Consider the following 13,786-nt stretch of genomic DNA (forward strand, 5'->3'; position numbering starts at 1 on the left):
GAGGAATTACGATGATCATAGCACGAGGAATACATAAGCACTTTGAGCTGGCAAAGCCGAAAACGGGTCGTTTTTCCTCGATTCGCAGTCTTTTTTCACGGGAAAAACGAATTGTACATGCCGTTCATGATATTTCTTTTGAGATTGGCAAAGGAGAAGCGGTCGGCTACATTGGCCCTAACGGAGCAGGAAAATCTACAACCATTAAAATGCTTTGCGGCATTCTGCATCCTTCTTCCGGTGAAATCACGGTCAGCGGTCTGCATCCAGAACGTCAGCGTAGAAAGCTAGCTCATCAGATTGGCGTAGTATTTGGGCAACGTACCCAGCTATGGTGGGACTTGCCTGTCCGTGATTCCTTTGAAATTATCAAGGAAATGTACAAGGTTGGGGAGGCGCAGTATCGTTCGCGCTTATTGCAGTATGATGATCTTTTACATATAGAAGAGTTTATTGATACACCTGTACGTAAACTATCATTGGGACAACGCATGAGAGCTGATCTGGTGGCTGCCTTGCTACATAATCCGGATGTATTATTTTTAGATGAACCGACAATCGGGCTGGATGTGGTTGCGAAAACCAATATTCGGACTTTTTTACAGCAGATCAATAAACAAGAGAAAAAAACGATTCTCCTCACCACACATGATATGGATGATATAGAATCTATTTGTTCCAGAGTAATGATTATCAACCATGGTACGATCATTTCAGATGGTAGTATCGATCAATTGCGTGAACAGATTGGATTACCTAGCATGTTACAGGTTGAGTATAAGACAACTCCTCAACCATTCCCATTACCAGCAGGTGTTACCTACGAGCTGATTGATAAACAAGTAACGTTTCTTTACGACAAACGTTTGGTTACTGCCATAGATTTAATTACTAGTGTTGGCAGATGGGGAGAGGTTGGAGATATATCCATGCATGAAGCTGAGGTGGAGGAGCTAATTCGGAAGGTATATGAGAGACCATTGACTGTCATCTAAAATGTCGGGATTTATTTCCCAAGAAATGACACGCTTTGCTAAGGAGTCACCTGTGTGATCGTTTACTCTGAAATCGAGTGTATAGGACGACAAGAATCAACACTGCTACTGCTTAGCAAGGTGAGAATGTAAGTGATTGAATTTGGATGTCATACACTTCCTGCTAAAAAATTGCTCAAACTGGATATTATGAGATGAAAAGACGTTTGTAATGGGTTAAAAAGGAATGAACTAGTTTGTGGAAATAGTCACTCTATTCTATAATAAAGGATATAGGTCTGCGAGTATGCGAATAAAAGGGGAAGAGATAATGAAAATTCTGTCAGTTATAGGGGAAAGTGTGCCTGCTGGAAAAGGAGGCTCACCTGCTGATACCTTTGAACGATCAGTTGTCACTTATCAAGTAGGGGCAGAAACGAAAACGCTTACTGTTACCTATGTCCGCTATTTCGAGAAACTTCTAGCCCAACAAGGAGTGTACGATCAGGAGAAGGAAGGAGTGCCTGTCAATCAAGTAGCAGCTACTCTTTTTTTAGAACAAAATCCCCAGGCCAAAGAATCACGCCACTATTTTAATGATGCTGAATCATTCACTAAGCTATTTACAACGTTTTCTATAGAAAAGTGGAAAGAAAAATACTCATCATTGGTATGAGATGTCAAAATTTCGTCGAAACAGAGTAGAAATAGACATATTTTTGACCAAAATATCACATTTTTGTGACAACACGTATTTATGACACTTGAATGATTGCAGTTCCCCTCGAATTTTTGCATAATAGAATTTGTATTATTTGATAACTATTCTTATTTGGCGATTACACGATTACAATCGCAAACAAGAAACGACATAGATAGAGGGGCGAAGCACGGAATGAAACAAGTCGGAGTACTCATAATAGGTCATGGTTCCAGCAGTGCAGCATGGGTAGAGCTCGTGGATCAAGCAGTTGCTAGTTTAGACATCCAGGTACCTTACACCACCTGTTTTCTGGAAATGGTAGAAGGACGCCTCGTTGAGGATGGTCTACGAGAACTTGAGGCTCGCGGTGTAGAAAAAGTCATTGCGATTCCCCTTTTTGTTGCAGAAGGCAGTACACATATTGATGAGATCGGCTATTTGTTAGGTGCTACCGATAATAAATTGGATGATGGGTGGGAAAGATTGCACACAACCATGGAGATGATTTATTGCCCACCAATGAACGATCACCCGTTTATTCTAGATATTTTAGAAGATCGGATTCGCGAGCTTTCCTCAGACCCACAAGAAGAGATCCTGTTCCTAGTTGGACACGGAGCAAACGAAGGTGAAAATCATCGGAAGTGGGAAGAAGTATTACAAAGCATGACCAAGACTCTGAAGGAGCGCTTAAAATTCTCTGAGGCTACCTATGGAACTTTGCATCCGGACAATCTTCGTTCTCGGGCGGAGGAAGCAATCAATCAAGGCAGAACGATTGTGATTCCGTTATTCTTAAGCGAGGGGTATTTCACTAAGAAGGTCATCCCCTCCAATCTGAATGGATTAAATTATGCCTATAGTGGTAAAACATACCTGCCACATCCTTTTGTAGCGAAGTGGTTGCAAGAAGTTGTAGATGAACAGGTGCATAATGCGTAACGGTTAGAATAATCTACAAGAAGGCTCATCAATCGAGGCCTTCTTTTTTCTTGTGTAAGGCAGGCGGAGAAACTTGCGGTACAATAGGAGAAGTGCAACAATAATCCCTGCAGGCTTTTATTGTATCTATTTATGAAAAAAATGTATAGTCACAAAGCAAAGGGATGCATACATAACATAAAAAAGTTGGGGAAACGAGTAAAATTAGGGCGAACCGCGTTTTTTTCAAGAAAGAGAGGGTATCTATGATTGAAGTGCAGAATGTGACAAAAGCATTTAAAGATGTCGTTGCTGTCGATCAGCTATCGCTTCTGTGTCGACCGGGAGAGGTACTAGGTCTTTTAGGAGAAAATGGAGCGGGTAAGACTACTACGATGCGTATGATGGCAACAATTTTGACCCCTACCAGCGGCGATATTATCATGGATGGTTATTCGGTTAAAACGCATCCGATGGAAGTCCGCAAACGCATTGGATTATTATTTGGCGGAGATGTGGAGCTGTACGCTAGGCTGACAGCAAGGGAAAATATTCAATACATAGGAAAGTTGCATGGGCTGGATCAGAAGCTATTAGATCAACGGATTGAACAGGTTAGTAAGCAATTGGACATGAGTGAATTCTTGGATCGTCGTGTGGGGCCTTTTTCCCGTGGAATGCGACAAAAGGTAGCGATTGCCAGATCGTTAGTGCATGATCCTAAGGTAATTTTGTTTGACGAGCCTACTACAGGATTAGATATTACAGCAGCTAGTGTATTTCGACGATTAATTAAAGAATTACAGCAGCAGAACAAAACGATTTTATTTTCCACACATAACATGGGGGAAGTAGAGAAGCTATGCTCAAGAGTAACGATCATGCATAAAGGAAAGATGATTGTGGAGGGCAGCATCCCGGATTTGCGCAAACGCTATGATCTACAGGATATGGACGACATCTTTATGCGAGCGGTCGGAGGTGAGAAAGAAAATGAATAGGCAGCATATCTGGATTGTCTTTCAAAAGGAAATGACCGACCTCATTCGGGACCGCAAAACGTGGATTGGAGCGTTAGTCATACCTTTGGCGGTCGTTCCATTACTTGTATTTCTAATGTCTTTTTCTATGAATGGGGTAGTCAAAGAGGCGCAATCCTTCGTGCCGCTGATTGTTAATGCAGACAGTCAGCATCCCTTTGTGAAAATCTTACAAAAGAATGTTAGTGTAAAAATGATTCAGGTAGAAGACCCTTTAGCAGCAATTAAGGATGGCGATGCAAGAGCGTTCATTAAATTGCCGGAGCATTTGCAGAGTAAGCTGCAAGCTGGTGAGTCTGTTGATATTACAGTCTGGTACGATCCGTCTAACCAAAAGTCTACTTATGCGAAAACGTTAATTGAAAAATCCATAAAGGAATATGAAAAAGAGGTTGTCTCCAAGCGTTTACAGCGTGTGGGCTTGACGATTGGGGCGATTGAGCCAATGCAAACTACATTTGAAAGCGTAGCAAGCGATGAGAAGGTGTCTGGGAGTATTTTATCTGGGGTTCTGATTATCCTGATGATTGCTTCGCTCATCTCTGGAGGATTGCCAGCCGCGACAGATTTAGTTGCAGGAGAGAAGGAACGAGGTACTCTGGAGACATTGATAAGTGCCCCGATAACAGCTAATAGCGTATTAACAGCCAAGCTATTTACCGTCATGATTATGAGTGGCGTCAGTTCGTTGGCGTCGGTGATTAGCGTATCGGTAATTTTTTCGTTCATCCCCATTAATCACGATGCGGGAGGACTCTCCTTGCAATTTTTCACCGCTAGCTCGCTTATCGTGTTGTTTGTGGTGCTAATCTTGCTGGCAGCTATGTTTGCCGGCGTCATGCTAAGCATTAGTTCCTTTGCTAAATCCTTTAAGGAAGCACAGACATACATGACACCACTCGTTTTGGTCGGATTAGTACCGGCTTACCTGATGATGCCTCTTAATCCGATTGATATTCCATTTGCGTACTATTTACTGCCGATCTTTAATGGAGTGGCGATTTTTAAAGAAATTTTCTATGGTGAGCTTCAACCCATGCATGCTCTTCTAGTAATGTTCACCTCGCTTCTCTATGTAATCATTGCGATTAAAGTGGCAGCGAAGTTCTTTAAACGGGAGAACTTATTAGTGAAATAAAAAATAGCTTGGCTCTTAGTAGGAGCCAAGCTTGTATAATAATTATATCCGATCAGCAGAACTGACATAAATCGCAGAATCAGGAATAACGATTCTAACAGTCATCTTTATCTAATAGCTATTGATAGAAATCATTACTGGATTTACTTGGATTCCCCTTGCTTTACTAGCCAGCCAGCCCCAATCACACCGGCGTCATTACCCAGTGTAGCAGGCAGGATTTCGCATGAATCCGCTGCAATTTTCCATGTGTAGGTATCAAATGACTTACGGATCAGCGAGAATAGAGCATCACCTGCTGCAGAAACACCGCCACCGATTACAATTTTGGCAGGGTTCAGTAGATTGGCTATGTGTGAAAGGCCAAATCCGGTATAAAACGCAGCCTGGTCAATGACCTCCTGAGCTACTAAATCTCCTTCTGCGGCTGCATCAAATGCATCTTTGGCAGTTAAGGAGCCTTTCTCTGCTAGCTGTTTAGCTAAATACGCACTGCGACCTTCCTTCGCTGCTGTCTCTATCCCTAAAATAATGGCTGTGGCTGAACCATATCGCTCCATGCAACCCTTTTTACCGCAATTGCATAGTGGGCCATCTGGGTTAACGGTTACGTGACCGATTTCGCCGCCTACTCCTTTTACACCATGGACGATCTTGCCGTCAATAATGATTCCACCGCCAATACCTGTACCAAGTGTAATAGCAACCAGGTTATCGGTCCCTTGTCCCGCGCCGCGCCACATTTCACCGAGAGCGGCTGCGTTGGCGTCGTTTTCTACATATGTGGGCAAACCAGTTAAAGCTTCTGTTTTAGCCTTCAACGCAGTATCCTTAATACCCAGATTCACCGCTTCATATACAAAGCCCGTGTCCGTATCTACCGGCCCAGGCACACCGATGCCAATTCCATAGGCTTCTTCTTTGGTGAAGCCCTGCTCGGCCATCAGTTGGTCAATCGTGTTTGTCATCTTCCCAATAATAGCATCTTCTCCCTCAGAAACAGGAGTAGGGATTTGTGTTTTTGTAATAATTTCCCCATTCGGATCTAGTAAAGCTATTTTAATCGTGGTTCCCCCGATATCTACTCCTACAATCATACGCTTCGTCAAACTGCATACACCCCTCGTACAAGTCATCTATTCACTAATAGTACCATGAGCAGAGCGGATAAAATAGGCAAAATCATGTGACAAGCCGCATAATGATTCCCAAAAATGGTCATACAGGATATGATGGGTATGGTATCATGATAAAATTCAAAAATATATACGTAAACGGAAGAAGGGGACGCGAGTGAAGAGAGCACGTCTAATCTATAATCCGACCTCAGGGCGTGAAGCTGTTCGCCGTCAGTTGCCAGAGATTTTAGAGACGCTGGAAAGGGCCGGATACGAAACTTCTTGTCATGCTACCAAGGGGGAAGGGGACGCTACTAGAGAGGCTGCCCGAGCCGTATCCAGACAGTTTGACCTTGTTATCGCAGCCGGTGGAGACGGTACTATTTATGAAGTAATCAATGGCATGGCGGAAAAGAAAAATAGACCCAAGCTGGGGATTATTCCTGCTGGTACAACCAACGATTTTGCCAGAGCCTTAGGTATACCAAGATCGTTAAAAAAAGCAAGTCAAATCATCGCGGCCGGTCACACGCAAAAAATAGACGTTGGCAAAATGAACGACCGTTATTTCATTAATATAGCTGGCGGTGGAACACTAACCGAACTAACCTACGAAGTGCCAAGCAAATTAAAAACTGTGGTGGGACAGCTTGCCTACTATTTAAAAGGAATAGAAAAGCTTCCATTTATCACGCCGACACATATTCGCATCGAAACACGTAATCAGGTCATGGTCGATGAGGAAGTTATGCTGTTTCTTATTTCGAATAGCAATTCTGTGGGTGGCTTTGAGAAGATAGCCCCTGCGGCCAGTCTTTCAGATGGAAAGCTCGATTGCATCGTCTTAAAGAAGGCAACATTGCCAGAAATCGTACGTATCGTTACCATGGCAATCAAAGGGGACCACATTAAAGACTCCCATGTATTATATTTTCAAGCGGATTATATCAAAGCAACAACCAGGGACAAACAACAGGTACTTCTAAATCTGGATGGAGAATTGGGTGGAGAATTACCTTGTGAGTGCTACACCCTTGCTAATCATTTTGAGATTTTTGTACCATGACATAGATTTTATGCAATATTAAAGGAGCTAGACAGAGTGAGAAAATCAGGAACAGGAAAATCGCAACGCGGCAATAAACAGAGAAAAGAAACGAATCGATCAAAGGAGCAACAGTCTAAGAATTACCCTGTGCAGCTAGAGCAGGTGGTGGACATAGAGATAACCGGTCTGAATCATGAAGCGGAAGGGGTCGGCAGATATAATGGCTACACCCTATTTGTGAAAGGCGCATTGCCTGGTGAAACTGTCAAGGCAAAGGTCATTCATGCCAAAAAGAACTTTGGTTATGCTCAGTTGCTCGAAATAACGGCTACAAGCCAGCATCGAGCAAAGCCACCCTGTCCGGTCTACGATCGTTGTGGCGGCTGTTCCTTACAGCACCTCGTATATAGTGAGCAACTGCGACACAAGCAGCAGATCGTCATGGATAACCTGCGCCGAATTGGCGGGTTCTCTATCGAGGGTGAGCAGCAGAAGAGCTTGGCAGGGAAAGGAAAAGCAGACGTAGACGCTGTGGCTAGTGGACAAAGCGTGGCAACAAATACAGTATCTAGTAAAGCGGCAACAGCAGCAGGAATGACGAATGATGAAGCTTCGTCTTCTGAAAAAGCCGCCTTTAATTCAGCCGTGGCTACATCACATAGCGATGAACCAGCAAAGACTGTGAAGGTACTTCCTACCCTCGGAATGACAGACCCGTGGCGCTATCGTAACAAGGCACAGGTGCCGATTGGAGAGGAAAACGGTGCGCTAATCGGTGGCTTCTATGCTGAAAAATCGCATGATATTATTGATATCAACGAATGCCTGATCCAGCATCAAGCCAACGATGAAGTGGTAGCTACGATAAAGCGGATCGCAGAACGACTAGGTATTGAGCCATACAACGAGGTAAAGCACACAGGCTTATTGCGCCATGTCGTAGCAAAAGTAGGTGCCAAAACAGGAGACCTCATGGTAGTGCTTATCACGACAGAGGCGTTTCTGCCAGAAAGAGAACAGCTCATCCAGCTCATCCGTGCAGAATTGCCAGGAGTAAAAAGCATCGTCCAAAACATTAACGAGCGCAGAACCAACGTGATTTTCGGAGACCAAACCTTCACGTTGTGGGGCGATGACGTTATTTATGACTATATTGGACCAATTAAGTTCGCGATCTCGGCCCGCTCCTTTTATCAGGTGAACCCCGAACAGACAGATGTGTTGTACAGCAAAACACTGGAATACGCAGGGCTAGAAGGAAATGAGACCGTAATTGATGCCTATTGCGGTATCGGAACAATCTCGCTGTTCCTAGCTCAGAAGGCCAAGCGCGTGTACGGTGTAGAAATTGTACCAGAGGCCATTGCTGATGCGAAAAAAAATGCGGAGCTAAATGGTTTGGAAAACGTCAGCTTTGAAGTGGGACCTGCCGAGGTCGTGATTCCGAACTGGCGCAAGCAAGGGATTGTCGCTGATGTGATCGTCGTTGACCCGCCGCGCAAAGGCTGCGACGAGGCCTTATTAACAACCATTTTGCAAATGCAACCGAAAAAAGTGGTATATGTGTCCTGTAACCCGTCAACGTTGGCGCGGGATTTGAAGGTGTTAGCGGAGAAGTATGAGGTTGTGGAAGTGCAGCCGGTGGATATGTTTCCTCATACGGGGCATGTGGAGAGTGTGGCCCTCTTGTTGTATAAGAATTTTTAAGAGAGTCAATATATCGTTGGGGGATGAATTCAAACTTAATGGCAACAAGTTGGTTAGCAGATGTATTGCAGGTCCATATATATTAAAAGTCGTATTAATATTAACATATCCAAGATGTTCCAAAATTAATTTGTATGAACCCCTTGATTAATTAGTAATGTAGCCGATGTATAATGAAGATCACGAATCCGATATATCTTAAATTACTTTACTTAATAAAATTCCTAAACCCTAGGTAAGAGCACTCCTGATGAAAAGCTTTGATAACAGGATGCCAAAATATGAAGAAATAATTACTGTCTTGTAGTTATCTCCTAATCTATCAAGTCTTTTTCTTTGTAGATAGTATTTTCTTAGTTCTTCTAACATGGAAAAGGGAATGACTACAAATAACAGTATAAACGTCCGAACTTGAGGTTCGGACGTTTGTTTTATTGCTTTGGTTTTCGGATTGTTTTTTATAAATCTTTAAAGGTTTCTTTAATTGTTCCAGTATTGAAAGGAACAGCGGAATCAAGGTTTCTGTAATAGTATACATAATGGTTATGTTGAAACAGTATTCTTCCTTTGCTATTTGTTACACGGACTCCAGGTTCCCATACAAAATTATTTTTTGAGGTGTTGGTTCCCAAAGCTATATCCACATTCCATTTAGCATAGTTATCTGATAGACTGGATTGGTCTGTAATATTTGCTGATTTCGTATTAAATGTCCAACTTACTGAGGGAACCAAACCAGAAAGCCCAACTGATGCAGACGATTCGGTATCAGTAGTGTATGGTCCATAAGAACGAATGGTCTGTGTATCATCGGCTAATCCAGTATGTTTATAACGCATTGACAATTGACGTGTTTGATAATCGTTTCTTGGCTCTGACTGATTAAAATACTTAACATCCCACACGGAAACTTTTTTTTATCTAATGTGGAAGTTCCTTTTTTGTTATAGTCAACGTTGCTCGTGTATACTCCAGCTAATTCATCTCGTCTTTCATCTCTAATTCGATACGTGTAAGATTCAGAGCGAGTATCCTCATCAGATGAGATTGAATTTTGATTTTCAGTTTCTTCAACTTTGTCTTTAATATGTGTACGAATTTCATCTAAAGGTACTTCTTCTACCTGATCAAAAATGTAATCTACACGAATAGAACTGTCTGATTCGTATACTCCTACACCTATTAAAGTTGGTGCTATACCTTTATCTGTGTTGGAGCGATCAATTTTTAGCTCTGCCTTGGTATATTCTTCAATTTCTTCAGTGTCTATTTCTTTCCCCTCATTATGAATAAAATAATAGTTGTTTTTATCACTGCTTAAGAATTTTAATGGTTTTGAAGATTTTTCGTTCAATGATATCTCAATAATCTTTAATTCCTTTGCTTTATTTTTTGCTAGTACACTTGAATTTGTAATTGGGGTTAATGATAAAATAGTCATAGCGCCAACAGAAAAAAGCATTGCAAATTTCTTCATTTTAACTCCACCTTTGTTTTTTTCATTAATCTAATAAAACCAAAAACTATAAGAGGAATAGGGGGTATTTTTTATGGTTATATTTTTGGAACTCCTGCTTATTGTTGTATTAGGTTATTTTACAGGGATAATATTCGGAGGAGAGAGTAGCATCATATTAGGAGGAATATTCTGGGCGTTAATTTTTATCCTCATCCAAATGCATACTAAACAAAAATAGGCCCCTTCCAATAGCTACCAATGGTTATCAATATGATGAAGCATCCTAGCTGTCTTCAACTAATAGTTGAAACACGGCTTTATTTTGCTACAAGATTTTCTGTACAGATTATTCAAATGTGAGACAACTATTTTTCCATTAAAAAATATTTTTTCCCTTTTGAACGCAAGGGCATGATAAACTTGAATGGAGCATTTTTTAAATGCTTGTTATGGGGTGTTCCAAAGCTTTCTGAGGGCATATAGGGAACATCCCGTATTTATTGCTTTTTTAGATTCCTGCGTTCGTCATCTATCATCGCTCCATGCTAACATCTTTCAGCTCCTTTCTATGAGTATTCCTTTTTAGTTAACCTCCTTTCTCTGGCAACCACAACAACGATAAAAAATATAAAATTCTATTTTTTACATTGATTACCAGTCATTGAAATTAATTATATATCAGTAGGAACAAATTTTCCTAACAGAAATTTCTGTTAATTAATATAGATTCTTTTCCTAATTCAATCAAAAAAAGAGAGGATGCCCTCTCTGATTACCAGCCTTCACCGTATGTGTAAGTGCTTGACAAACTTTGATCCGTTCCGAATGAGGCTGGTATTTCAAAATTCATTGCGATAAAACTTAATAAGAACAGAATCATGAGTGAAGACGTTAAAATTCTTTTCATAATGGTTGTTCCCCCTTGCCATAATGTTAATAAATTTTTCTTTATGCTCTTCAGAAGGGTTATACTCATAATGCATTAGCATAATGCTTTTTAATCGTTCAACATTTTTGAACATGAGTGCCAATTCTAACGCCTCAATATTATAATTAAACCCTAAGTAAGTTTCTCCTTTCATAAGATAATATGTCGCTAACGCTTGAAATAACCTTAATTTATATTTTTGACTAAGTTTATCTGTTTTGCAGGATAATTGTTCGATTTCCTTTTTGTACTTTTGTAAGAGCATCTGAATATCTTTCAGCATTTCTTTTTGAAGATAGACCTCTATAGCTACAGGTAAAAATGTAAATAATTTTTGAGAGTCAGAGGAAAGTAGTTTTAAATGTTCGTTAATAAACTCTACATGCCCCATTTCAATGAGAAGTAGAGTTTCGTTTATTTGAGCCAGTTTAGCATCACCATAGAAGGCATATTCCCGAATAACACGGATTCCATTAATCAGATCATTCATCCCTTTATAGCTTGAAAATTCATATAACAGAGCAGCAGCAATGTATTCTCTGCTTTCTTCCTTCATTGCTAGGGCTTTTAATTCGGTAGAAAATTTTAGTAATTCATTCCACTTTTCTACCGTGTTATAGAACGTTAATATTTTGTAATACGCTTCTAGTTTATATTTTTTTGGCAGTATAGGAAGGTACTCTAAAAGCTGATAAAGGGTTTCATATCCAGATATAGTGATATCCACATCTCTAGCTATTAAAAATCTTCTAAAGTAAGAAATGGCTGTTCGTTCATTCCTTGTTGTACTGTTAGCAATTACAATGTCATATAAGGGCAGACTGTAATTTCTTAGATCGGAAGAAAAAATATGCTCTGCCATCTTAAAGGTGTTATCGAGAAGCCTTTTTCTGTCTGTATCCTCTTTGATCAATTCTATGATTCTCTTTGTAATATCGTAGCGTTCTACGGTGATACAACTTATGAAAAAATCAGCAGTTTTTACAGGCGACAATTTTCCCGATTCGTTAAAGCATTCCCCAATAAAATACTCATAGAAGGTATCCTTAGATAACCCCAAAGCTTCTGTAATAATGTCTAATTGAGGTAATACCAATCGGCGTTTGTTCTTCATTACATTACTGATAAGGACTGAATCAAGTCCAGTAGCTCGTCCAAGATCTTTTCGTTTCCATCCTTTGAGATCAAGTGTTTCTTGTAAACGTTGTCGCAATTCTATCTGTGAAACTTGATAATTGTATTCCAAGACGTGCATTAAATCTATCCTCCTTTAGTTTTTGTAAAAATAAGGAATTTTATTTACCACATCATACTTTAACTAGATATTATTGTAAATAAAAATAAAAGGAAATTAGTATTGTTTTTAAAAATATTAAGTACCCATGGCTTCCTGTTTGTTGGAGGAGGGAGTAGACTCTACTTATCAATGCGTATTGTCCCATTGTTACATTTTTAAAGCAGATACTAATAATATATGTGATAGTTGTTTAAGAATATCTATAAAATAAATAAACAATCTGCAATTTTCAATAGGGAAAAAGCTAGGGGTTATAACGAATTATTACAATTTGTCATAAACTAAACGTAGAATTTATTATCAGTTTAAAAATTGCCCCAAATCGGGGCGAATCGGACAAATAACGGGCTGAAAATATTGCGTGGAATTATTTATACCCTTTTTATGGGGAGAGATGACTATGTTAGACCAATTCATCAATGAGGGTTTACGAGGTAAGAGCGAAGCACCGTGAAGACCTACCGCCATGCTCTGCAACAGTTCAGCCAGTGGCTTAACGGATGTGGCACTACGTTAGAGCATTTCAGCCGTACTGACGTTCAACAGTACGTAACATACATGGCAAGCAAAAAGAAGACAGCCGCCACCATTAACAAGGTCTATAACGCCATTAAGAAGTTCTGTCGGTGGGCAAAAAAATTAGATTGTATTGAGGAAATCCATATCATAAAAGCCCCCGACTACAAGCAGACCGCCCCGAAAGCCCTTGACAGGCTTGGGCGGAAGCGGCTTGAACGAGAAGTAGACAGAAGCGGAAACAAACGTAATTATGCCATAATCAAGACTTTACTTCATACGGGTTTGAGGGTATCTGAAATAGTAGCCCTAGACAGGTCAGACGTTGACCTAAGCGAACGTAAAGGAGAGTTGAGGGTTAGGGCAGGAAAAGGCAATAAAGCCCGTACATTGCCCCTTGACGTTGATACAAGGTGGGCTATTAGAAAATACCTTGAGGAACGGTCAGACGATAACGAAGCCCTGTTCATTAGCAACAGAGACAAGCGAATTAGCGTCAGAAGCGTTCAGCATCTTTTAGAGCAACATGACCTACACGCTCATCAACTACGCCACACGTTCATCACAGGGCTTGTTAGGGCGAATGAAGATATAGCGGTCATACAATCCCTGAGCGGTCATAGTTCAGCAGACATGATACTGCGTTACTCCAAGCCCACTGAGGAAGACAAGCTAAAAGCCATTGAGGGTCTGTACAATGAATAATTTATTTTGTGCTACCTTTTAGAGGGTAGCACTTTTTATGTTTTAGATCTTCCCGGCAGTTTATTAGATGCCACCCGGTAACGAATAATTTCGTTTTAGTTATTGAGATAGAGTTTGTCTTCGTCAAACGCACACCAAATTTTCTTGAATATTGTTGTACGTACAGAATCTATTTTATAGACAACCCGACTCTCTTACCTCCCTAAGAACTTTAATATTTCATAATCTCTAA

General features: G+C 40.6%; 12 protein-coding genes. 8 read left to right on the forward strand and 4 right to left on the reverse strand.

The annotated features are described in order from the left end of the window. The first annotated feature begins 11 nt into the window (after positions 1 to 11). From BRLA_RS02650 to BRLA_RS02670, 5 genes are all read left to right on the forward strand, one after another. Positions 12 to 995, forward strand: a complete 984-nt coding sequence (locus tag BRLA_RS02650; protein ID WP_003335642.1) for an ABC transporter ATP-binding protein — start codon at positions 12 to 14, stop codon at positions 993 to 995. A 310-nt stretch (positions 996 to 1,305) separates the two neighbouring features. Continuing rightward, positions 1,306 to 1,650: a hypothetical protein gene (locus BRLA_RS02655; RefSeq protein WP_003335641.1), complete on the forward strand. Its 345-nt coding sequence runs from the start codon at positions 1,306 to 1,308 to the stop codon at positions 1,648 to 1,650. A gap of 219 nt (positions 1,651 to 1,869) precedes the next feature. Beyond that, on the forward strand, positions 1,870 to 2,619 hold the full coding sequence (locus BRLA_RS02660) for a sirohydrochlorin chelatase (RefSeq protein WP_003335640.1): 750 nt from the start codon (positions 1,870 to 1,872) through the stop codon (positions 2,617 to 2,619). A gap of 245 nt (positions 2,620 to 2,864) precedes the next feature. Further along, entirely contained in the window at positions 2,865 to 3,599 is a 735-nt protein-coding gene (locus tag BRLA_RS02665) for an ABC transporter ATP-binding protein (protein WP_003335639.1), read from the forward strand. After that, complete coding sequence (locus BRLA_RS02670; RefSeq protein ID WP_003335637.1) at positions 3,592 to 4,776, forward strand: ABC transporter permease; 1,185 nt, start codon at positions 3,592 to 3,594, stop codon at positions 4,774 to 4,776. The genes BRLA_RS02665 and BRLA_RS02670 overlap by 8 nt, the downstream gene beginning before the upstream one ends. A gap of 143 nt (positions 4,777 to 4,919) precedes the next feature. Here BRLA_RS02670 and BRLA_RS02675 read toward each other — a convergent pair whose 3' ends face one another. Continuing rightward, positions 4,920 to 5,885 carry an ROK family glucokinase gene (locus BRLA_RS02675; protein ID WP_119912757.1) on the reverse strand — a complete coding sequence of 322 codons (966 nt, stop codon included), beginning with the start codon at positions 5,883 to 5,885 and terminating at the stop codon, positions 4,920 to 4,922. 184 nt (positions 5,886 to 6,069) lie between these two features. Between BRLA_RS02675 and BRLA_RS02680 the strand changes: the two genes are divergently transcribed. After that, positions 6,070 to 6,960 (forward strand): diacylglycerol kinase, encoded by an 891-nt coding sequence (locus tag BRLA_RS02680; protein ID WP_003335635.1) that lies wholly within the window; start codon positions 6,070 to 6,072, stop codon positions 6,958 to 6,960. A gap of 36 nt (positions 6,961 to 6,996) precedes the next feature. Beyond that, positions 6,997 to 8,649 (forward strand): 23S rRNA (uracil(1939)-C(5))-methyltransferase RlmD, encoded by a 1,653-nt coding sequence (gene rlmD / locus BRLA_RS02685; protein ID WP_003335634.1) that lies wholly within the window; start codon positions 6,997 to 6,999, stop codon positions 8,647 to 8,649. 458 nt (positions 8,650 to 9,107) lie between these two features. On the opposite strand, the gene BRLA_RS24470 is transcribed toward rlmD, so the two are convergent. The 3 genes from BRLA_RS24470 to BRLA_RS02705 all read right to left on the reverse strand — a co-directional run bounded on the left by BRLA_RS24470 (position 9,108) and on the right by BRLA_RS02705 (position 12,291). Further along, positions 9,108 to 9,488, reverse strand: a complete 381-nt coding sequence (locus BRLA_RS24470; RefSeq protein WP_238547457.1) for a hypothetical protein — start codon at positions 9,486 to 9,488, stop codon at positions 9,108 to 9,110. Continuing rightward, the gene (locus BRLA_RS02690; RefSeq protein ID WP_238547458.1) at positions 9,464 to 10,126 is read right to left on the reverse strand and encodes a hypothetical protein; all 663 of its coding nucleotides are present in this window, start codon (positions 10,124 to 10,126) and stop codon (positions 9,464 to 9,466) included. Before BRLA_RS02690 ends, BRLA_RS24470 begins: the two co-directional genes overlap by 25 nt. A gap of 821 nt (positions 10,127 to 10,947) precedes the next feature. Further along, positions 10,948 to 12,291 carry a helix-turn-helix domain-containing protein gene (locus BRLA_RS02705; protein ID WP_003335630.1) on the reverse strand — a complete coding sequence of 448 codons (1,344 nt, stop codon included), beginning with the start codon at positions 12,289 to 12,291 and terminating at the stop codon, positions 10,948 to 10,950. A gap of 492 nt (positions 12,292 to 12,783) precedes the next feature. Between BRLA_RS02705 and BRLA_RS02710 the strand changes: the two genes are divergently transcribed. Then, entirely contained in the window at positions 12,784 to 13,554 is a 771-nt protein-coding gene (locus BRLA_RS02710; RefSeq protein ID WP_003335629.1) for a tyrosine-type recombinase/integrase, read from the forward strand. Positions 13,555 to 13,786: the final 232 nt, after the last annotated feature.

The sequence above is a fragment of the Brevibacillus laterosporus LMG 15441 genome, assembly GCF_000219535.2.
Taxonomy (GTDB): Bacteria; Bacillota; Bacilli; order Brevibacillales; family Brevibacillaceae; genus Brevibacillus_B; species Brevibacillus_B halotolerans.

Bases quoted from the DNA above. Each gene is read 5' to 3' on its own strand.
- BRLA_RS02690 (WP_238547458.1), bottom strand. From the start codon at position 10,126: ATGAAGAAATTTGCAATGCTTTTTTCTGTTGGCGCTATGACTATTTTA.
- BRLA_RS02655 (WP_003335641.1), top strand. From the start codon at position 1,306: ATGAAAATTCTGTCAGTTATAGGGGAAAGTGTGCCTGCTGGAAAAGGA.
- BRLA_RS02660 (WP_003335640.1), top strand. From the start codon at position 1,870: ATGAAACAAGTCGGAGTACTCATAATAGGTCATGGTTCCAGCAGTGCA.
- BRLA_RS24470 (WP_238547457.1), bottom strand. From the start codon at position 9,488: ATGCGTTATAAACATACTGGATTAGCCGATGATACACAGACCATTCGT.
- BRLA_RS02705 (WP_003335630.1), bottom strand. From the start codon at position 12,291: ATGCACGTCTTGGAATACAATTATCAAGTTTCACAGATAGAATTGCGA.
- BRLA_RS02670 (WP_003335637.1), top strand. From the start codon at position 3,592: ATGAATAGGCAGCATATCTGGATTGTCTTTCAAAAGGAAATGACCGAC.
- BRLA_RS02650 (WP_003335642.1), top strand. From the start codon at position 12: ATGATCATAGCACGAGGAATACATAAGCACTTTGAGCTGGCAAAGCCG.
- BRLA_RS02665 (WP_003335639.1), top strand. From the start codon at position 2,865: ATGATTGAAGTGCAGAATGTGACAAAAGCATTTAAAGATGTCGTTGCT.